Origin of the sequence: Microbacterium songi, from assembly GCF_042747925.1 — a bacterium.
In the GTDB taxonomy this organism is placed as follows: Bacteria; Actinomycetota; Actinomycetes; order Actinomycetales; family Microbacteriaceae; genus Microbacterium.
This window is the reverse complement of sequence record NZ_JBHZIE010000010.1, coordinates 367,633-386,804: the sequence shown is the minus strand read 5'-3', so window position 1 is coordinate 386,804 and position 19,172 is coordinate 367,633. Positions and strand designations below refer to the sequence as shown.

Below are 19,172 nucleotides of genomic sequence, written 5' to 3'. Positions count from 1 at the left end.
GGTCACGCGAGCGGTCGCGACACGCCGCGCGGCCGCGCGCCGCGCCCGCGGTAACGGCGTGTCGCGACCGTTCGACGCGCGGGGCGGCGGCCGACGCGGCGAGGAGCGACGAGGCGAGTCGGGGCGGGGTGGCCGCGGATAATGGGGAGGTGGAGCCCTGGGAGATACGCGAGTGGTACGCCGACTACCTCGACGCGTGCAATCGGCACGATCTGGAAGCGATCCGAAGCTTCGTCGCTCCGTCAGCCAAGCGCGCGCACCTACCCGGCGGGGCGGACGCGTGGGTCGAGGACATGGCCGACCTGTTCGACGCCTTCCCCGACTGGCGATGGCGCCGCATCCAGCTGATCGTCGAAGACGACCGTCTCGCCGTGCACCTCCGCGCCAGCGGCACGCACCTGGGCGCGTTCCGCGGCATCGCGGCGACCCGACGCCACGCGAATGTGGCCGAGTACGCAATGTATCGCGTGGTCGGCGGACGCTTCACGGAGCACTCCGGAACGGGGGACGCCGAACTGCTCGGTCAGCTCCGACCCCCGGCCTAGCGTCGAGCGGACGACCATGCGCCGCGCAGACAGCGGGTGCGCTCGTCCGACCCGTCCGCGCGCAGAAGCTGCGCCGAACGCACGCCGTGGCGCCGAACGCACGAGCTCGGTGCGCACGCCGGCTATGAGCTCGGCGGGAACCGTGCGCGCGCGTGAACGGGGCGCCGCGCGGCTCAGGAGCGGGCGGAGCGGGCGGCGGGGTCGGCGTCCAGCGCGCGCGGGCGCAGCGTGCCGCGCGCGAGACCGAGGGTCCACTCGGCGACATCGGCCGCGAAATGCCTGTGCACGGGATTCCTGTGTGCCGTACGGCTGTTCACATACGAGCCTCCGCCGTCGATGGCCAGGAAGATGCGGATGCTGGCGCCCGCGGCATCCACGTCGGCGAAGTCTCCCCCGCGGACACCCTCCTCGATCAGCGCGATCAGCCGCGCCTGATCGAGATCATCCTGTTGCTCGAGCATCGCCTCCAGAGGCGAACTGAACCGCGACAGGTGGCGTGCGTTTAGCCACAGTCGGGCGAGGGGCATCGAAGCGCCGGCGTCGAGGTAGTCGATGAAATGCCTGAGGCGCTGCATGGGCGTGCCGCCGGCAGGGAAGAACTGCTCGCGCTCGCGCTCCGCAGCCCGCGCGAATGCCTCGACCACCAGGTCTTCGACGGCGGGGAAGTAATGGGTGATCAGGCCCGGGCGCACACCCAGTCGATCGGCCACCGCTCGCAGGGTGATCCGTTCGAGCCCCTCATCGAGAGCGATCGAGGCCGCGGCCGACAAGATCTCCTCGCGCCGCTCCTCCGGCCGCTTGCGCGACCGCACCGGATTACTGCTTGACGCCATGCCCGTCATGTTATTGAATATGTGACCAATAGTCTATTGGTTGCCTGACCAATAGATCCTTTCGAGTCAGGATGACGATGACCACTGCTCGAGCTCCACATGACACCTCGCCGGAATCGGCCGCCCGACCCGAGACCCGTGGGATCGAACTCATCGGTGACACCGAGCGGCATGGCCGTGCGCGCGAGCTGTTCTTCATCTGGGCGGCGCCGAGCGTCAGCATCCTGAATCTGACCATCGGCGCCACGCTCATCCTGCTGGGCCTGGAGATCTGGCAGGCCGTCGCGGCGATCCTGGCGGCGTCGCTGCTGTGGGTGTTCCCCGGCGTCATCGCGGCGAGCGGACCAGCGTCGGGCACGTCGGGATCGGTCGTGACCCGAGCGATGTACGGCATCCTCGGCAACAAGCTCTTCGTCGCCGTCGTGGGCTGGTTCATCGGTGCGGTCTTCCTGTCGCTGACGTGGCTGGCGTCCTCGTTCATGGGCGCCGACCTGCTGCGCCGTGCGGGACTGGAGGACCCGGTCTGGGTTCCGATCGGCGTGACGCTCGTCGTGTCCGCGGTCACGATCATCGTCGCGATCTTCGGTCACGCGCTGATCCTTCGCCTGTACCCGATCATGGCGATCACCCTGTTCGTCATCTTCCTGCTGGTCGCCGCCTTCATCCTGCCGACCGTCGACTGGGGATACGCGGCGCCGGAGCGACTCAGCGGCACGGCGCTGTGGTCGGCGGTGTCCATCGGGTTCACGATTCTCGCGTCCACGCCGCTGTCATTCATCAACAGTCCCGACCTCGCCCGTTATCTCCCTCGTTCCACGAAGCCGTCGCACATCGCCGCGGCGACGGCGCTCGGAGGCGCCCTCCCCTTCATCGTGTTCACGATCGTCGGCGCGCTGCTGGCCACCGGGCTCAGCGCGGACGCCTTCGCGATGGGCCTCGACCGCGCCCTGTTCGACCTCCTCCCCCTGTGGCTCGGTCCGGTCCTGGTGATCGGAGTGGTCGTCAACACGATCGCGCTCAACGCGATGACCGCCTACAGCTCGAGCATGGCGCTGCAGGCGATCGGCTTTCGGCTCCGCCGCATCCCCGCCGCCATCATCGTCGGGGTCGTCGGCACCGCCCTCACGATCTACCTCGTCCTCTCATCGAGCCTCCTCGAGGCGGCAAACCTCATGCTGCAGTTCCTGGTGATCGTGTCCGCACCCGCCATGGCGATCTTCGTCGTCGACGTCCTGCTGCGGCGCTGCTCGTACGACGGCGAGCAGCTGTTCGACGACCACCCGGGCGGACGCTACTGGTACTCGGGAGGGTGGGGCCTCCCCGGCATCACCGCACTGGTCTGCGGTGGCATCGCGACCGCGGTCTGCCTGGCAACGGATGTCTGGACCGGGCCGATCGCGCAGGCGACCGGTTTCGTGGACCTGTCCGTCCCCGTCGGCATGATCGTCGCCGGGGGGCTCTACGCCGTCCTGCAGCGGACACCTCTCGGAAAGGACGGCCAGCCGTGACCGACCTCTATATCAACGGCCGCATCTTCACCGGCGACCCCGATCCCACAGCCGCGTGGGCTGCGGCTTTCGCGATCGACGACGACACGATCTCCTACGTCGGCGACGGTGATGGGGCGCCGAGCGCCGAGCGGGTCGTCGATCTCGCCGGCCGTCTCGTGCTGCCGGGCTTCACCGACGCCCACATGCACCTCCTCATGATGGGCGCTGCTCTCGGTCAGGTGCCGCTCACCGACGCGCGATCGATCGAAGACGTACAGGCGCGCCTGCGCGACGCGCGCGCGGCCGCGCCCGATGCCCCCGCGCTCTGGGGCAAGGGCTGGCTGTTCGACTCCATCCCCGAAGGCAAGCCCACCGCAGCGATGATCGACGACGCTGTCGCCGACATCCCCGTCTACCTCGACGCGAACGACTATCACTCGTGCTGGGTCAACAGCGCGGCCCTCGCCGAGCTCGGCATCACGCGCGAGACCGCCGATCCGATCGGAGGAAGGATCGTGCGGGATGCCGCGGGCGAGCCGACCGGTCTGCTGCTGGAAACGGCGGCCAGCCGGTACGCCTGGGCGCACCGTGACATCGCCACCACCGATGCGGACCGCGACGACGACGTGGAGCGCGCCTTCGCCGCCTACCTCGAGTCGGGAGTGACGGGCGTGGTCGACATGGCGTTCGACGAGTTCGGTCTGGCCGCGCTGCGACGAGCGTGGGAACGCCACGGGGGTGAGCTCCCCCTCCGCGTCGCGGCGCACTGGCTGATCACGAACACCGGCGACGACGCGGCCAACCTCGCGCAGGTCGACCGCGCCGTCGAACTGGCGGCATCCACGTCCACGCCCTGGCTGCGCGTGGTCGGCATCAAGCTCGTCCTGGACGGTGTCATCGATGCCTGCACCGCCGCGATGCGGCATCCGTATTCGGACGGTTCGAACGCCGATCCGATCTGGCCGCTCGAGCGGTTGCGGCCGGTCGTGACGGCGGCGGATGCGGCGGGGCTGCAGATCGCCCAGCATGCGATCGGCGACTACGCGAGCGAGATCGCGCTGGATGCGATCGAGCACGCCATCGCCCAGAACGGAGATCGACCCCGGCTGCACCGTATCGAGCACCTGGAGTACGCCGCTCCCGGCACGGCCGAGCGCATGGCGACACTGGGGGTGACGGCATCCATGCAGCCTGTGCATGCCGACCCCGCGATCTTCGCGAACTGGGCCGAGATGCTGGGCGACGATCGTGTCGACCGCGCTTTCGCCTGGCCCGAGTACGAAGACGCGGGCGCGCTCCTGGCGTTCTCGACCGACGCGCCGACCGCGCCGCACCACTCGCTGGCGAACATGTACGTCGCGGCGACGCGGGCCTCGGCGCTCGATCCAGCGGTAACGGCCGTGCACCCGGGCTATGCGCTTCCGCTCGAGCGGGCCATCGGTCACGCGACACGGGATGCCGCGGCATCCGTCGGAGAAGGCGACCGACGCGGACGCATCGCCGTCGGATTCGCCGCGGACATCGCGATCCTCGACATCGACCCCTTCACCGCCGGGCCCGGCGCACTGCTGCAGGCCCACGTGATGCAGACCATCGTGGGCGGACGCACGCGCTACACGAAATAGCGCGATCGTCTTCGGAACGTCGCCCGCCCGTCCCGCGCGGCGTGTCGTAGCGTCGGGGTGTGGGACGCAACGGGATCTACGTGGAAGCGCGGATCGCGGCCGACCTCGACGCGGTGTGGGACGCCAGCCAGACACCCGCCGAGCACGTGCGCTGGGACGTCAGGTTCACGCGGATCACCCCGATGGCCGTGACGGATGCCGGGGCGACGGCTTTCACGTACGAACGGCGTGTGCCGTTCCACGTCGTCCACGGCACGGGCGTCAGCGTGGGTGAGAGACGCGGTTCAGGCGGCGCCCGCACATCGGCGCTGCGGTTCCACACCGCCGACCGCCTCTCCCCGATCCGGGCGGGCCGCGGCTACTGGCGCTACGTGCCGACCGACGGAGGCACGCTGTTCCTCACCGGCTACGACTACGCGCCGGGGTGGGGCGTCCTGGACGTGGTGGTCCGGCCCGTGCTCGGCTGGGCGACGGCGTGGAGCTTCGACCGCCTGCGCATCTGGCTGGAGACCGGTGTGCCCCCGGAACGCTGGCCGCTCTGGAGCGCGCTGTGGTGGTGGCGTGCCGACCGGCCACGCGCGGGCCGCTGCCGGCGGGCGCCCGCGTCGGGGTCGCGGCGCGGCGATCAGCTGCAGGATGCCCCCGCAACGCTGGCCGCGCTCCCGGATCCGGGCATCCCCGCATGACCTCCATCTTCGAGCGCGCCCTCGGCGACGATTTCGCCCGCCTGCACCCCATGATGCGCCGTCGGTTCGGCGTCGGGCTGGACTCGGCCGAGGCCTGCACCGGCCGCGGCGTGATGACCACGATCCGCCGCGGACCGTGGTGGACCGTTCCGTTCCTGCAGATCGGCCGACTGCGCAGCATCCTGATCCCCGACATCGGCGTCGATGTGCCGTTCACGGTCGAGAACTACCCCTACCGCGACCCGCTGGGGCGCGAGACGGTCACCTTCGTCCGGGAGTACACCGTCGGCGCCCACCACCGACGTTTCGACGCGACGATGATCCTCGAGCAGGGTCGGATCGTCGACTATCTCGGCACCCACCAGCACCTCGCGGTCGACCTCGACCTGCAGGTCGACGACCGGGGCGGGCTCATCCTCACCTCTGACGCCCAGCGGTTCAACGAAGGTCCGGTCGCCTTCCGATTCCCCCTGCTCTTCAGCGGTCGCGCGCGGCTGCACGAATACTTCGACGACGCCGATCAGCGCTTCCACGTCGACCTCGAGGTGCGCAATCACCGTTTCGGCTTCCTGTTCGGCTACCGCGGCAGCTTCGAGTGCGAGTGGTCACCCGCGACGGATGCCCCGGCACGCCTGAAGCCGCGCCGGCACGAACGCCGCACCTGACTCCCGTGGCGGGCGGACCTCGGGTGCTCGGGCTGCCTGGGCTCAGCCATCGGTGAGGGAATCCGCGCACCTGCGCAGCAGGGTCACGAGTCTCTCGCGGTCGCCGGGTTGCAGATCGGCGGTCATGCGGTCTTCCACGTCGCGCACCGCCGCGCTCGCTGCGGCGAGCTGACGGCGTCCCGCATCGGTCAGCTCGGTCGGAAGGGCGCGGCCGGAGGTCGCCTGGTCGGATCGGGTGACGAGGCCGTCGCGCTGAAGCGTCCGGAGCAGGACGTTCATCGATTGTCGGGTGACGAATGCGCCACGGGCGAGGTCGGAATTCGACGACCCCGGACGCTGGGCGAGGAGTTCGAGGCAGGAGTAATGAGTGACCGTCATGCCCAGCGGGCGGAGCACGTCCTCCATGGCCGCGCGCAGCGCGCTCGAGGCCACCTTCAGCAGGTAGCCCGGGGATGTCACGAGCTCGATCCTGCGGTCGTCTTGACTCATGTCAGTATTCTGACATACGGTGGCTATGTCAGATAACTGACACAAAGAAGGAGCTCACCATGACTGTTTCCGGTCCCGACTTCGTCTCTCTGCAGGTGCGCGACATCGCGCGCTCGGCGGCGTTCTACGAGCAGTACCTCGGCCTCAGGCGCCAGCCCGGGCCGCCGCATGCCGTGGTTTTCGACACGAAGCCCGCTGCCTTCGCCGTGCGCTCGCCGCTCCCGGGCCTCGATCTCGACGCCGGCGCACTGGGCCGCGGGATCGGGGTGTGGATGCACGCCCCGGAGTCGCGGAAGATCCACGAGGCGCTGGTGGCCGACGGTGTGACGATCGCGTCCGAGCTGACCGAGGGTCCGTTCGGCTGGGCCTTCACCTTCGCCGATCCCGACGGCTACCTCATCACACTCCACGACCGCGCGTGAAGGGGCACAGGCCTCTCAATCGAGGAGAAGCGCCGGCTCCTCCAGGATGGAGGCGATGTCGGCGATGAACCGCGAGACGCCGTCGCCGTCCACCACGCGGTGATCGAACGACCCCGACACGGTCGTCACCCAGCGTGGCCGCACCTCGCCGTCCACGACCCACGGCTTCTGCCGGATCGTGCCGAGGGCGACGATGCCGACCTCGCCGGGGTTGATGATCGGGGTTCCGGCATCCATCCCGAACACGCCGATGTTCGTGATCGTGATCGTGCCGCCCTGCTGGTCGGCGGGCGTCGTCTTGCCCTCACGGGCCGTCAGCGTCAGCTTCTCGAGCGCCTGGGCGAGCCCGCGCATGTTCAGGTCCTGCGCGTCCTTGATGTTGGGGACCAGGAGGCCTCGAGGTGTCGCGGCCGCGATTCCGAGATTCACGTAGTGGCGCACGCGGATCTGCGCACCGCCGCCCTCGGCGTCGTCGATCCAGGCGGCATTCACCATCGGCGTCCGACGCGACGCCCAGATCACGGCGCGGGCCATGATCAGCAGTGGCGACACCTTGGTGTCGGCGAAATCGGGCGATGCCTTCAGGCGCTTCACGAGCTCCATCGTGCGGCTGGCGTCGACGTCGGTCCAGACCGACACATGCGGAGCCGTGTAGGCGCTGCTGGTCATCGCCGATGCGGTCGCCTTGCGGACGCCCCGCACCGGAATCGACTCCTCGCGCCCGGCGGCGTCGGCCGGCGGCGCCGCGACGGTCACGGGTTCGGGCGAGACCACCCGGGCCGCCTCGGGCTGCCGGCCGGCCACGGGGATGGTCTCCTCGCGCACCGCGTTCCACTCCGGTGTCTCGATGTTGCGGAACACGCTGGCCTGCGACGCGTGCTTGACCACGTCCTCCCGCGTGACCTCGCCCGCCGGTCCACTGGCGACGACATCGGCCAGATCGACGTCGAGATCGCGGGCAAGCTTGCGGATGGGCGGCTTCGCGATCACACCCACAGACGAGACGACCGGCCGTTCTGCAGGTCTGCGGCGTCGCGACTGGACGTGACCGGCGTTCCCGTATCCGACGAGCACCGAACCGCTGCCGTCGGACTCCGGCTCGGCCGCCTCGGGCACATCCGCGATCGCGCTCTCGCTCGCCCCCGAGATCGTGATGATCGCCGCTCCGACCTCGACGGTGTCGCCTTCGCCCGCCAGCAGCTCGCCGACGACGCCCTCGAACGGCGAGGGCAGCTCGACCAGCGATTTCGCGGTCTCGATCTCGACGACCACGTCGTTCACGGCGATGGTGTCACCGGGGGCGACCCGCCACGAGACGATCTCGGCTTCGGTCAGGCCCTCGCCCACATCGGGGAGGTGGAACGTCTGCGTGCTCATGCGGTTTCCCTTCGATACCGGCGAGACCCCGGCGCCGTGTCGAGACCCTCGCTCAGAGAGGGTCTTGATGCGCCGGAAGGGTATCGCGGTCATGGTGGGCGGGCGGGGCTGGGCGGGCGGGGACGGAGGTCGGGGGCGGGCGATCAGTACGCCAGAGCGCGGTCGACGGCCTCGAGGATGCGATCGGCGTCGGGCAGGTAGATCCCCTCGAGCTTGGCCGGCGGGAACGGGGTGTCGAAGCCCGATACCCTCAGCACCGGCGCCTCGAGGGAGTAGAACGCGCGCTCCATCACGGTCGCCGCGATCTCGCTGCCGAGCGAGACGAACCCCGGCGCCTCCTGCGCATAGATCATCCGGCCGGTGCGTCGCACCGAGTCCAGGATCGGCCCGTAGTCGACGGGCGAGAGCGACCGCAGGTCGATCACTTCGGCACTGGTCCCCTCCGACTCGGCGAGCGCGGCAGCCTGCAGCGCGGTCGCGACCATGGCGCCGTGCGCGACGATCGTGACGTCGGTACCCCGCCGGACGATGCGGCTCGCGTGCAGCGGGAGCGCGCGGGCCGAGGCATCCACCTCGCCCTTCTGCCAGTAACGGCTCTTCGGCTCGAGGAAGATCACCGGGTCGGGGGAGGTGATCGCATCCTGGATCATCCAGTAGGCGTCGTTCGGCGTCGAGGGCGACACGACCCGCAGTCCTGGCGTGTGCGTGAAGTACGTCTCGGGGCTCTCCTGGTGGTGCTCGACCGCCCCGATGTGCCCCCCGTACGGAATGCGGATCACGACGGGCATCTGCAGTGCGCCCTCGTGCCGATAAGTGAGCTTGGCCAGCTGGGCGGTGATCTGGTCGAAGGCGGGGAAGACGAAACCGTCGAACTGGATCTCGCAGACCGGACGGAAGCCGCCCATCGCCAGGCCGATCGCGGTGCCGACGATCGCGGACTCCGCCAGCGGCGTGTCGAGGACGCGCCGTTCGCCGAACTCCGCCTGCAGACCTTCGGTCACGCGGAACACCCCGCCGAGCCGGCCGATGTCCTCACCCATCATGAGCACGCGGTCGGACGCGGCCATGGCTCGTCGAAGGCCGGCGTTGAGCGCGCGGCTGAAGGGCATCGTTGTCACGGGTGACGCCACTTCATCGGGCGCGGCCTGCGTGACCTCGCCGCTGATCGCGTTGCTCATGCGCCCCCCTCGTACGATTCCTCATAGCCGGCGAGCCACGTGCGCTCGGACTCGACGAGCGGATGCTGCTCGCTGTAGACGTTGTCGAAGATCATGTTCACCGGGATCGTCTCGAGGCTCATCGTGCGCGCGCGCACGTCATCGGCGAGGGCCCGCGCCTCTCCGTCGACGTCGGCGAAGAAGGCGTCCGACGCCCCGCGGCCGCGGAGGAACGTGCGCATCCGCTCGATCGGATCGCGCCGCGCCCACGACAGCTCCTCGTCCGAGGTGCGGTATTTCGTGGGGTCGTCGCTCGTGGTGTGCGCGCCCATCCGGTACGTGAGTGCCTCGATCGCCCGGGGACCGCCCCCGGCGCGCGCCTCGTCGAGGGCGAGCTTCGTCACGGCGTAGCTGGCCAGAACGTCGTTGCCGTCGACCTGCACGCTTGGGATGCCGGCGCCTTCGCCGCGGCGGAACAGGGGGGTGCGCGACTGGGTGGCGACCGGCACCGAGATCGCCCACTGGTTGTTCTGCAGGAAGAAGACCTCGGGGGTCTGATAACTCGCCGCGAACACCATCGCCTCGTGGATGTCGCCCTCGCTGGAGGCGCCGTCGCCGTAGTAGACGATGACCGCTTCGTCGCGCTCGGGGTCGCCTGTCCCCGTCTTGCCGTCGAACACCATGCCCATCGCGAGTCCCGTCGCGTGCAGCGTGTGGGCGCCGAGCACGAGGGTGTAGATGTGCGTGTTGCCGTTCTTCGGATCGAACGGGTTCCACCCGCCGTGCGTGAGTCCACGCATGACGCGGATGATGTCGACCAGGTCGACGCCGCGGATCATGCAGACCACGTGCTCCCGGTAGGAGGGGAACAAGTGGTCCTGCGGTCGGGCGGCGCGGGCCGAGCCCACCTGCGCGGCCTCCTGCCCGAAGCTCGGCGGCCAGAGGGCGAGCTGGCCCTGGCGCTGCAGGTTGGTCGCCTCGCGGTCGAACGCGCGGATCATCGTCATGTCGCGATAGAAGCCCTCGAGCTCCGCATCGCCGAGTGCGTCGATCAGGGGCAGGTAGCGCTCGGCCGCGGCGGTCGGGGCCAGCGACCCGTCGGCGGCCAGCACCCGGACGAGTGCAGGATCTTCAGGCAGGCTCACGGTCCTAACGCTACCCCCGCGCCGAGTGCCCTTCTGGGAGGGTGCCCACAACGGATGCTGCGATCCGTAGGATCTTCTCGACAGCGTCCTCCTCTCCCACGGAGATGCGCACGCCCTCCCCCGCGAACGGACGCACCATCAGACCGCCCTCTTCGAAGGCCGTCGCCACGCGGACCGTGTCCTCGCCCGTCGCGAGCCACAGGAAGTTGCCCTGCGCGTCGGGGATGCGCCACCCGGCGTCTCGGAGACCGGCGACGAGGCGATCGCGCCGATTCGCGATGTGGGCCACTCGCTCGAGCAGCTCCACCTCGGCGTCGAGGCTTGCGAGAGCCGCCTCCTCCGCCTGAGCAGTGACGGACAGCGGGATGCTGGTGCTGCGGGCGGCGTCAAGGATGCGCGGGTGGCCGATCGCGTAACCGACGCGCAGGCCCGCGAGTCCGAAGGCCTTCGAGAACGTCCGCAGCGCGACGACGTTCGCATGACCGGCGAGGCCGAGCACGCGCATGCCGTCGACCGCGGCAGGGTCGGTGACGAACTCCGCATACGCCTCATCGAGGATGACGAGCACGTCATCGGGCACCGACCGCAGGAACGACTCGAACTCGTCGTGGGTCACGATCGGGCCCGTGGGATTGTTCGGACTGCACACGATGATCGCGCGCGTGCGGTCGGTGACGGCGGCGGCCATCGCCGGGAGGTCGTGGCGGGAGTCGGCGGTGAGCGGCACCTCGATGGGTGTGGCTCCGGCGATCAGCGCAAGGCCGGGGTAGGCCTCGAAGGACCGCCAGGCGTAGACGACTTCGTCGCCCGGCGACGCGGCCGCCAGGAGCAGCTGCGCGAGGATCGAGACGCTGCCGGCTGCGACGTGCACCTCGTCGGGAGCGACCCCGAAGCGGTCGGCCAGACGGTGGCGGAGGCGCGCGGCCGAGGCATCCGGGTAGCGATTCACTCCGATCACACTGTGCAGCGCGGCGACCACGCTGGGGAGCGGATCGAAAGGGTTCTCGTTACTCGACAGCTTGAAGGCGTCCGCACCGGCCTGCTTGCCCTGACGATAGGGCGCGAGCGCGGCGATCTCCGGACGGATGCGCACGGGAGCGGCACCGGGTGCCGGAGCGGTGGGAACCGCATCCGCGGGCACACTCGACGCCGCACTCTCGCTGGCGCCGTGCGGAGCACCTGCGTCGGTCGGGGAATCAGCAGCTGTGGTCACGGTCCGAGTCTAGAAGCGCCGATGCGCGGGCGGTGCTCTGGGAAGGGCGCGACCCGCGTGCCAGACTGGGCGCATTATGGGCTTCCTCATCCGCGTCGTCATCAACGCCTTCGCCATCTGGGTCGTCACCCTGATGCCCGCCCTGATGGTCACGATCATTCCGTTCGCCCCGGGCGAGACGCTGCAGATGATCCTGACCCTGCTCATCGTGGCCGCGGTCTTCGCGATCGTGAACACGATCATCGGCACCGTCATCAAGGTGCTCGCTTTTCCGCTGTACATCCTCACCCTCGGCCTGATCTCGCTGCTGATCAACGGCTTCCTGCTGTGGCTGACGGCATGGCTCACCCAATGGTGGACGTGGGGTCTCCGCGTCGAGGACTTCTGGTGGGGCGTGGTGGCCGCGCTCGTCATCTCGCTGATCAACTGGGTGCTCGGCCTGTTCCTGCGTCCGCAGCAGCGCGAGTCGCGCCGCCGCGACTGAGCCCGCCCGCGTCATCAGGGGAGTCCCCCCGGCTGTGGATGCGGGACGGCCTGGGGACGCTCCGCGGCGTACTGGACGGTCTCGACCGATGTGGCTGTGCCGAGTTCGGCGAACAGCGCACGAACGGGCGCCATGCGCGGGTCGGGCGAGACGTCCAGCATCTCCGCCGTCGCGGTGTAGCCGTCGATCCCGTGAGCGGCCAGTTTCACGTCGCGCCAGCCCGTCGCGGGGTCGGCGAGACGCTCGGCGACGAAGCTGCCCGGCGCTCCCACCGCCTCGGCATGGCCGCCACCTTCGAGACCGGCGACCGGGTCGTCGGTGTGGCGCAGGCTGACGCTGAGAGTGCCCGCGCCGACGTCGGCCTCGACGGGCGAACCGAACGAGACGAGGGTCTTCGTGTCGTATCCGCCTTCGAGCGCCACGTGGGCCGCGATCATCGCCCCCTGCGAATGCCCGAATTCGTGCACGGTGTCACCGGGTCGCGCGCCCGAGAGTCGCAGCGCCTCGACGGTCGCTTCGTATGACGACGAGCGCGCCCCACCGTACAGCTGGAGGTTCGAGGTCATGTCGAAGGCGTCGCGACCGCCGCGCGCGTCGACCGACCGCGTTCCGGCCACGTAGACGGCGAACTGCCGGGAGCCGTCGGGCATCGTGTACTTCTCCACGCGCACCCGCTCCTGGCCCGCACCACCGGGGATCCGCGCCGCGGCGCCGGCGAGCGATGTCGGGGCCGCTTCCGTCCGCGAGCGGTGCAGCACCGTGACGGCTGCGGTCGCGCCGGTCGGCCGCAGGAGCGCACCGGAGGGGACCGTTCCCTCCCCGGCCGCGCGGACGCCCTGCCAGAACCCCGCCGTGGCGAGCCCGGCCACCGGGCCGACGCCGGGGAGCCACCACGGCTGCGCGGCCGACGCCTGCTCCGCGAGACCCCTCGGCCACAGCATCCCCCGCCCGTTCAGCTGGGCGGAGGCGGCCTCCGCCGCTCCGGGGAACTCGCCGGCGATGAGGGCCGCGCGGGCGTCGAGGGCGACGACACCGTCGACGTCTCCGGCGGCCGCTGCCACCGCACGCTCGGCGCGCAGCTCGATGGTCTCGTACGTGGCGGCCGCGCTGCGCAGCTCGATGTCGAAGTCCGACGCGGCGTCGTCTGCCTGCTGCACCCGTCGCCGCAGCTGCTCGACCTCGTTCGCGAGGTCCCAGCCCTCGTTCCCGAGCGCGAACAGCTGCCCGCCGGCCGATCCGACGAGGACGCCGATCTGCCGCAGCTCGTCAGCCAAATCGGCGAAGCGGGCGGCCACCTCGCGCAGCGTCGTCGTGTCGACCGCGACGACGCCCCCGCCTCGGATGTCGATGCCCCCACCGTCCGTCGCACCCGCCGCACCTGTCATCGGCACCACCCGCCGTCCCGCAGGGAGGCGCGAAGCTGCGCCCACTCCACCCGCTCCGCGATGTCATTCACTCCGCCGACCAATGCCGCTCCCTCGGTGCGCCACACTGCGACCGCATCGTGGAAGCGCCGGGCCGCCGTGGTCTGCCAATCGGTCGCCGCCGCGAGGTGGGCCGAGGAGTGCGCGACCAGGCCCAGCCGGTGCGACGCCTCGGAGAGCTGCCGCCCCACCCGTCGCAGCGTGTCTGCGGTGAATGCGCCGCCGCCGCAGGAGTCGTCGATCGCCATGGTCCCAGCATCCGCTCGCGATCACCGGTCGATCGGCGGTGTCGACGCATCCGGGGAGGAAAGGGGCGAATCGGCTCCTGTGCAGGAGGGGATCGGGGCCAGAATGGGGGGATGACTGCCAGCGCCGACGAGCCCTTCCGGGTCGTCTTCGTCTGCACGGGCAACATCTGCCGGTCCCCGATGGCCGAGGTCGTCTTCCGATGGTTCGCGGATGCCGCGGGCCTCGGTGATCGCGTGGTCTCCACCAGTGCCGGCACCGGCGACTGGCACGTCGGCGAGCGCGCGGACCAGCGCACGATCCAGGCGCTCGAACGTCGAGGCTACGACGGCACCCACCACCGGGCGAAGCAGTTCACCCCCGCGGACTTCTCGCGCAGCGACCTCATCGTCGCCCTCGACCGGAGCCACGAGCGCATCCTGCACACGTGGGCACGCGACGAGTCCGACGTCGACAAAGTGGCCCTCCTGATGTCGTTCGACGCCCGCGCCTCGACCTTGGACGTGCCCGACCCGTACTATGCCGGCACCGGAATGTTCGACGAGGTGCTCGCTATGATCGAAAGCGCCAGCCGGTCGCTCTTCCGGCAGCTCGAACCTGCGATCCGCCCCGCGACCTGACCGCGGGCAGCGCGCCGCATCCCGACGGGAGCACCGTGCCTTCACTTCCCCCTCAGCCCCTCAGCCCGCTCGACGGCCGCTACCGGGCCGTCGTCGCCGAGCTCGCCGACCATCTCTCGGAGGCGGGTCTGAACCGTGCGAGGACCGAAGTGGAGGTGGAATGGCTGATCGTGCTGACCGACCGCTCGCTGTTCGGGACCGCACCGCTCTCCGACGCCGACAAGGAGCGCCTGCGCGCGCTCTACGTCGATTTCGGGCAGAGCGAGATCGACTGGCTCGCCGCGAAGGAGGCCGTCACCCGTCATGACGTCAAGGCCGTCGAGTACCTCGTTCGCGACCGCCTCTCGACGCTCGGGCTCGACGCCATCGCCGAGCTCACCCACTTCGCCGCGACCAGTGAAGACATCAACTCCGCGTCGTACGCGCTGACCGTCCAGCGGGCGGTGGTGGAGGTGTGGCTGCCCAAGCTGGTGAGCGTCATCGACACGATCCGCGCCCTGTCGATCCGGCACCGGGATGCGCCGATGCTGGCGCGCACCCACGGTCAGCCCGCGACCCCCACCACGATGGGCAAGGAGCTCGCCGTGTTCGCCTGGCGTCTCGAGCGCGTCGCGGCGCAGGTCGCGGCATCCGAGTACCTGGCGAAATTCTCCGGCGCGACCGGCACGTGGTCCGCGCACAGTGCGGCCGAGCCCGACGTCGACTGGATCGAGCTGTGCGGGGCGTTCATCGACAGCCTCGGCATCGGGTTCAACCCGCTCACGACGCAGATCGAATCGCACGACTGGCAGGTGGAGCTCTACGACCGGGTGCGTCATGCCGGCGGCATCCTGCACAATCTGGCGACGGATGTCTGGACCTACATCTCGCTCGGATACTTCGCGCAGATCCCCGTCGAGGGCGCCACCGGATCCTCGACGATGCCGCACAAGATCAATCCCATCCGCTTCGAGAACGCCGAAGCCAACCTCGAGATCGCGGGCGGACTGCTGGCGACCCTCGGGCAGACGCTGGTCACGAGCAGGTTGCAGCGCGACCTGACGGACTCGACCACCCAGCGCAACATCGGCGTCGCCCTGGGGCACTCGCTGCTCGCGCTCGACAACCTGCAGCGCGGTCTCGGCGAGATCTCACTGGCAGAAGACGTGCTCCTGGCCGACCTCGACGCCAACTGGGAAGTGCTCGCCGAGGCGATCCAGACCGTCGTCCGCGCGGAGATCACCGCCGGCCGCTCGAAGATCACCGACCCCTATGCGCTGCTGAAGGACCTCACCCGGGGTCGCCGTGTCGGAGCCGCCGATCTCGCCGAGTTCGTGCGCGGCCTCGACATCGGCGAGGCCGCCAAAGAGCGACTCCTCGCGCTGACGCCGGCGAGCTACGTCGGCCTCGCCTCGGAGCTGGTCGAGCGCCCGTAGCGGCCGGGGCGTCCTGTCGTCAGGCGAGCGTGTCGAGGATTCCGGTGAGCAGCTCGTACGACGTCATCGGGCTGATGATCGCGAAGCGCAGCACGGGCTCGCCATGGTGCGAACTCGGCACGACGAACGCGTGCTGCTCCTCGAGCAGACGGTCCGACCAGGCCTGGTAGTCGGCCGATTTCCACCCTTCGCGGCGGAACACCACGACCGAGAGCTGCGGATCGCGCACGAGCGACAGACCGTTGCGCGCGGTGATCTCGTCGGCGATGCGACGGGCGAGTCGGATGCTGTGGCCGATCGTCTCGCGATACTGCTGCGTCCCGTGGGTGGCGAGGGAGAACCACAGCGGCAGTCCGCGTGCGCGGCGCGTGAGCTGCACGGCCAGGTCGGAGGGGTTCCAGTCCGCTTTCTCGGTGAGGGTGTCGAGGTATTCGGCCTTCTGCGTGTGCGCGCCGAGGGCGAGGGCCGGCTTCCGGTAGAGCAGCGCGCACGCGTCGAACGGCGCGAAGAGCCACTTGTGCGGGTCGACGATGACCGAGTCGGCGTGCTCGACTCCCGCGAATGCGGGCCGCATCTCCTCGACGAGCATGGCGGCGATGCCGTAGGCGCCGTCGACGTGCAGCCAGATCTCCCGGCCGGGCGCCCCCTTGGTCGCGGAGGCGATCGACGCGATGTCGTCGACGATGCCGAAGTTCGTCGTGCCGCCCGTGGCGACCACGGCGAAGACCGCGTCGCCGTGCTCCGCGAGCACCGCCGCGACCGCGTCACCGCGCAGGCGCCCGTCGGCGCCGGGGGCGGCGGCGACGACGTCGACGTCCATGACGGCGGCGGCCGACGCGATGGACGAGTGCGCCTCGGCGCTGCAGACGATGACCCAGCGGGCGGGGTCGGGTCGTCCGGACTCACGATTGCGGCGTCGAGCCACATCGCGCGCCGTCACCAGCGCCGACAGGTTGCCGATCGTGCCGCCCTGCACGAACACGCCGCCGGCATCGGCCGGCAGGCCGAACTCCGCAGCGAGCCAGTGCAGCACCTCGTTCTCGGCGAACACCGCACCCGAACCCTCGACCCACGAGCCCCCGTAGATCGACGACGCCGACACGACGAGGTCGAATGCCAGCGCGGCCTTGCTCGGCGCCGAGGGGATGAACGACAGGTATCCGGGGTGGTCGGTCGAGAGGCAGGCGGGCGCCAGCACGTTCTCGAACATGGCGATCGCGCGCCGCGAGCCGATGCCCTCGGCGGTGATGGATCCCGAGGCGAGGCGCTGGAGGTCTCTCGGGGTCATCGGCTTGTCGAGCGGCACCCCCGCGTAGAGGGCACGACGGCGGGCGTATTCGAGCACCTCGTCGACGGTGGAGGTGGTCCCCTCCGAGATCGTGTGCATCCCCTCGGGGCGGATCGGTGCGGGCATCGTGTCTCCTGGCGATCGAGAGGCACGCTCATGCGCGCCATCGCACACGATACGTGGTGTCAGCCTCGAGGCTTGGTCTCACCGGAGGGCGAGGTATCCGGCGCATTGCGGTCACCGGTCTTGTCCAGCAGCACCGGGCGGTCGAGCCCCTTCGTGACCTGGGCGGGGTCGACGGCCAGCAGCATCAGCGCGAGACCGACCAGGACGACGATGAACGTCACACCGAACACGATTGCGCCGACCACCAGCGCCCGTTCGGACTGACCGGCTTCGCGCTGCTGGAAGAACCCCATCGAGATGAGCGTCACGACGCCCGCGAAAAGAGCCGCTCCGAAGGCGAAGGCGAGCAGCTGCACCGGCTTCATCAGGTCGCGACGGGTCGTGGGCTTGGGTGTCGGATCGGTCATGCGGTGCCTCCGGGCGCCTCGTCGGCGGGCTGCGCGGCCACGCGGTCCTGTGATGCTTCGGATGCCTCGTCGGGGCGGGTCCGGGGCGAGAGGCCCGCGATCGCGAGGTACACGGCGATGATCGCGGCATACCCCCCGAAGATGCCGACCCCGATCGTGATCCCGGTGAGGGTGAAGTACTGGTTCGCGTCGTCGATGTAGTACTGCAGCGCGTACTGGGCCGGGACGAACAGCAGCGCGACGCCGACGACGATCGTGATGATGCCGACCGTGAGGCCGTCGCGCGCGGCGTTCCGGGCCACCGCATCGCCTCGGGCGAAGGCGGCGCTGCGCTCGCGGACGCAGGAAACGGTCTCGACGAGACCCATCACGAGCGCCCAGGAGATCACGACCGAGAAGAAGAGGGTGGTGGAGCGGATGCCGACGATGCCCGCGATCATGCCGGCGACGATCGACAGCGCGCCCATCGTCCCCGACGGCCACCGCGCGCCTGCCGGATACACCAGCCATGCCGCCAGGAGGAAGACCAGACCGGTCGCGATCGCGAAGCCGCTGAAGACCGAGAGTCCCACCGCCGCGGAGTGATCGGGCGAGAACGTGATCATGATGGCCGCGATCGCCGCGAAGATCGCGCGGGCGATCTGCAGGTGCCGTACGTCGAAGGTGCGGGCGGGAGTGGCTGACATCACGATGGTTCCAGAGGAGAGACGGGGACACTCCAGTCTAAGTCGTCGCGCCGCAGTAGACTCCGGGCCGATGGATCGCGTGCTCAACATCTCCGCCTACCTGTTCACCCCGCTCACCGGGGAGGGCGAACTCCCGACCCTCCGCGACGAGCTGGCGGCGTCCACGCGAGCGCGGGCGCTGCGTGGCACGATTCTGCTCGCCGAGGAGGGGATCAACCTCTTCCTGGCCGGGCAGCCGGACGACGTCCGCGGCCTCGTCGACGAACTGCGTGGAGACGACCGCTTCGCCGACCTCGCCCCGAAGGAGAGCTGGTCGCGCACGCAGCCGTTCCGCCGGATGCTCGTGAAGGTCAAGCGCGAGATCATCCGCATGGATCACCCGGCCATCCGCCCGTCCGAGCGCAGAGCGCCGGCGGTCGACGCCGCGACCCTCCGTCGCTGGCTCGACCAGGGCCACGACGATGCCGGGCGGGAAGTGGTCATGCTCGACACCCGCAATGCCTTCGAAGTGGACTACGGCACGTTCGAGGGCTCTCTCGACTGGCGCCTCGAGAAGTTCACCGAGTTCCCGGATGCCGCGGCATCCCATCGCGCGGATCTCGCGGGGAAGACCGTCGTGAGTTTCTGCACGGGTGGGATCCGCTGCGAGAAGGCGGCCATCCACTTGCGCGAGGAAGGCCATCCGAACGTCCTGCAGCTCGATGGAGGCATCCTCACGTACTTCGAGCAGGTCGGCGGTGCGCACTTCACGGGCGACTGCTTCGTCTTCGACGAGCGCGAAGCGCTGACTCCGGGGCTCTCGCCGCGCTGAACCGGCTCGTTGCGAGTC

General features: G+C 69.9%; 21 protein-coding genes. 10 read left to right on the top strand and 11 right to left on the bottom strand.

Annotation, left to right across the window (positions count from 1 at the left end; all coding sequences use genetic code 11):
• Nucleotides 1-149 precede the first annotated feature (149 nt).
• Complete coding sequence (locus ACFM35_RS12860; RefSeq protein ID WP_378842619.1) at nucleotides 150-545, top strand: ester cyclase; 396 nt, start codon at nucleotides 150-152, stop codon at nucleotides 543-545.
• A 173-nt stretch (nucleotides 546-718) separates the two neighbouring features.
• Here ACFM35_RS12860 and ACFM35_RS12855 read toward each other — a convergent pair whose 3' ends face one another.
• Nucleotides 719-1,378: a TetR/AcrR family transcriptional regulator gene (locus ACFM35_RS12855; RefSeq protein ID WP_378842617.1), complete on the bottom strand. Its 660-nt coding sequence runs from the start codon at nucleotides 1,376-1,378 to the stop codon at nucleotides 719-721.
• 77 nt (nucleotides 1,379-1,455) lie between these two features.
• Between ACFM35_RS12855 and ACFM35_RS12850 the strand changes: the two genes are divergently transcribed.
• Genes ACFM35_RS12850 through ACFM35_RS12835 form a run of 4 tightly spaced genes read left to right on the top strand, consistent with a single transcriptional unit; the run spans nucleotide 1,456 to nucleotide 5,844 of the window.
• Nucleotides 1,456-2,886: a purine-cytosine permease family protein gene (locus ACFM35_RS12850; protein ID WP_378842615.1), complete on the top strand. Its 1,431-nt coding sequence runs from the start codon at nucleotides 1,456-1,458 to the stop codon at nucleotides 2,884-2,886.
• Entirely contained in the window at nucleotides 2,883-4,493 is a 1,611-nt protein-coding gene (locus ACFM35_RS12845; RefSeq protein ID WP_378842613.1) for an amidohydrolase, read from the top strand. The genes ACFM35_RS12850 and ACFM35_RS12845 overlap by 4 nt, the downstream gene beginning before the upstream one ends.
• Before the next feature lie 59 nt (nucleotides 4,494-4,552).
• Complete coding sequence (locus ACFM35_RS12840) at nucleotides 4,553-5,179, top strand: SRPBCC family protein (protein ID WP_378842611.1); 627 nt, start codon at nucleotides 4,553-4,555, stop codon at nucleotides 5,177-5,179.
• Complete coding sequence (locus ACFM35_RS12835; protein WP_378842609.1) at nucleotides 5,176-5,844, top strand: DUF4166 domain-containing protein; 669 nt, start codon at nucleotides 5,176-5,178, stop codon at nucleotides 5,842-5,844. The genes ACFM35_RS12840 and ACFM35_RS12835 overlap by 4 nt, the downstream gene beginning before the upstream one ends.
• A 42-nt stretch (nucleotides 5,845-5,886) precedes the next feature.
• Here the strand turns inward: ACFM35_RS12835 and ACFM35_RS12830 are convergent, their stop codons facing one another.
• On the bottom strand, nucleotides 5,887-6,333 hold the full coding sequence (locus tag ACFM35_RS12830) for a MarR family winged helix-turn-helix transcriptional regulator (protein WP_378842607.1): 447 nt from the start codon (nucleotides 6,331-6,333) through the stop codon (nucleotides 5,887-5,889).
• 59 nt (nucleotides 6,334-6,392) lie between these two features.
• Between ACFM35_RS12830 and ACFM35_RS12825 the strand changes: the two genes are divergently transcribed.
• A complete protein-coding gene (locus ACFM35_RS12825; protein ID WP_378842605.1) occupies nucleotides 6,393-6,755 on the top strand; it encodes a VOC family protein in 363 nt (120 codons plus the stop codon).
• Between the two features lie 15 nt (nucleotides 6,756-6,770).
• On the opposite strand, the gene ACFM35_RS12820 is transcribed toward ACFM35_RS12825, so the two are convergent.
• The 4 genes from ACFM35_RS12820 to ACFM35_RS12805 all read right to left on the bottom strand — a co-directional run bounded on the left by ACFM35_RS12820 (nucleotide 6,771) and on the right by ACFM35_RS12805 (nucleotide 11,527).
• Nucleotides 6,771-8,132 carry a dihydrolipoamide acetyltransferase family protein gene (locus ACFM35_RS12820; protein ID WP_378842603.1) on the bottom strand — a complete coding sequence of 454 codons (1,362 nt, stop codon included), beginning with the start codon at nucleotides 8,130-8,132 and terminating at the stop codon, nucleotides 6,771-6,773.
• 143 nt (nucleotides 8,133-8,275) lie between these two features.
• On the bottom strand, nucleotides 8,276-9,241 hold the full coding sequence (locus ACFM35_RS12815; protein WP_378843035.1) for an alpha-ketoacid dehydrogenase subunit beta: 966 nt from the start codon (nucleotides 9,239-9,241) through the stop codon (nucleotides 8,276-8,278).
• Between the two features lie 65 nt (nucleotides 9,242-9,306).
• On the bottom strand, nucleotides 9,307-10,434 hold the full coding sequence (locus tag ACFM35_RS12810) for a thiamine pyrophosphate-dependent dehydrogenase E1 component subunit alpha (RefSeq protein WP_378842601.1): 1,128 nt from the start codon (nucleotides 10,432-10,434) through the stop codon (nucleotides 9,307-9,309).
• Nucleotides 10,435-10,444: 10 nt separating this feature from the next.
• On the bottom strand, nucleotides 10,445-11,527 hold the full coding sequence (locus ACFM35_RS12805) for a histidinol-phosphate transaminase (RefSeq protein ID WP_489672265.1): 1,083 nt from the start codon (nucleotides 11,525-11,527) through the stop codon (nucleotides 10,445-10,447).
• Between the two features lie 196 nt (nucleotides 11,528-11,723).
• Here ACFM35_RS12805 and ACFM35_RS12800 point away from each other — a divergent pair, with 196 nt between their 5' ends.
• Nucleotides 11,724-12,131: a phage holin family protein gene (locus ACFM35_RS12800; RefSeq protein WP_378842599.1), complete on the top strand. Its 408-nt coding sequence runs from the start codon at nucleotides 11,724-11,726 to the stop codon at nucleotides 12,129-12,131.
• Between the two features lie 14 nt (nucleotides 12,132-12,145).
• On the opposite strand, the gene ACFM35_RS12795 is transcribed toward ACFM35_RS12800, so the two are convergent.
• The gene (locus ACFM35_RS12795; RefSeq protein ID WP_378842597.1) at nucleotides 12,146-13,516 is read right to left on the bottom strand and encodes a hypothetical protein; all 1,371 of its coding nucleotides are present in this window, start codon (nucleotides 13,514-13,516) and stop codon (nucleotides 12,146-12,148) included.
• Nucleotides 13,513-13,803, bottom strand: coding sequence for a hypothetical protein (locus tag ACFM35_RS12790; protein ID WP_378842595.1), 291 nt, complete (start codon nucleotides 13,801-13,803; stop codon nucleotides 13,513-13,515). Before ACFM35_RS12790 ends, ACFM35_RS12795 begins: the two co-directional genes overlap by 4 nt.
• Nucleotides 13,804-13,914: 111 nt before the next feature.
• Between ACFM35_RS12790 and ACFM35_RS12785 the strand changes: the two genes are divergently transcribed.
• Nucleotides 13,915-14,421 carry a low molecular weight protein-tyrosine-phosphatase gene (locus ACFM35_RS12785; RefSeq protein ID WP_378842593.1) on the top strand — a complete coding sequence of 169 codons (507 nt, stop codon included), beginning with the start codon at nucleotides 13,915-13,917 and terminating at the stop codon, nucleotides 14,419-14,421.
• A gap of 35 nt (nucleotides 14,422-14,456) precedes the next feature.
• Nucleotides 14,457-15,836 carry an adenylosuccinate lyase gene (purB, locus tag ACFM35_RS12780; RefSeq protein WP_378842591.1) on the top strand — a complete coding sequence of 460 codons (1,380 nt, stop codon included), beginning with the start codon at nucleotides 14,457-14,459 and terminating at the stop codon, nucleotides 15,834-15,836.
• A gap of 19 nt (nucleotides 15,837-15,855) precedes the next feature.
• Here purB and ACFM35_RS12775 read toward each other — a convergent pair whose 3' ends face one another.
• The 3 genes from ACFM35_RS12775 to ACFM35_RS12765 are packed head-to-tail and all read right to left on the bottom strand — an operon-like array spanning nucleotide 15,856 to nucleotide 18,343.
• The gene (locus ACFM35_RS12775; RefSeq protein ID WP_378842589.1) at nucleotides 15,856-17,250 is read right to left on the bottom strand and encodes a pyridoxal phosphate-dependent decarboxylase family protein; all 1,395 of its coding nucleotides are present in this window, start codon (nucleotides 17,248-17,250) and stop codon (nucleotides 15,856-15,858) included.
• 59 nt (nucleotides 17,251-17,309) lie between these two features.
• Nucleotides 17,310-17,657, bottom strand: coding sequence for an amino acid transporter (locus tag ACFM35_RS12770; protein WP_378842587.1), 348 nt, complete (start codon nucleotides 17,655-17,657; stop codon nucleotides 17,310-17,312).
• A complete protein-coding gene (locus ACFM35_RS12765) occupies nucleotides 17,654-18,343 on the bottom strand; it encodes an acyl-CoA synthetase (RefSeq protein ID WP_378842586.1) in 690 nt (229 codons plus the stop codon). Before ACFM35_RS12765 ends, ACFM35_RS12770 begins: the two co-directional genes overlap by 4 nt.
• Nucleotides 18,344-18,413: 70 nt before the next feature.
• Between ACFM35_RS12765 and ACFM35_RS12760 the strand changes: the two genes are divergently transcribed.
• Nucleotides 18,414-19,154 (top strand): sulfurtransferase, encoded by a 741-nt coding sequence (locus ACFM35_RS12760; RefSeq protein ID WP_378842584.1) that lies wholly within the window; start codon nucleotides 18,414-18,416, stop codon nucleotides 19,152-19,154.
• Nucleotides 19,155-19,172 lie beyond the last annotated feature (18 nt).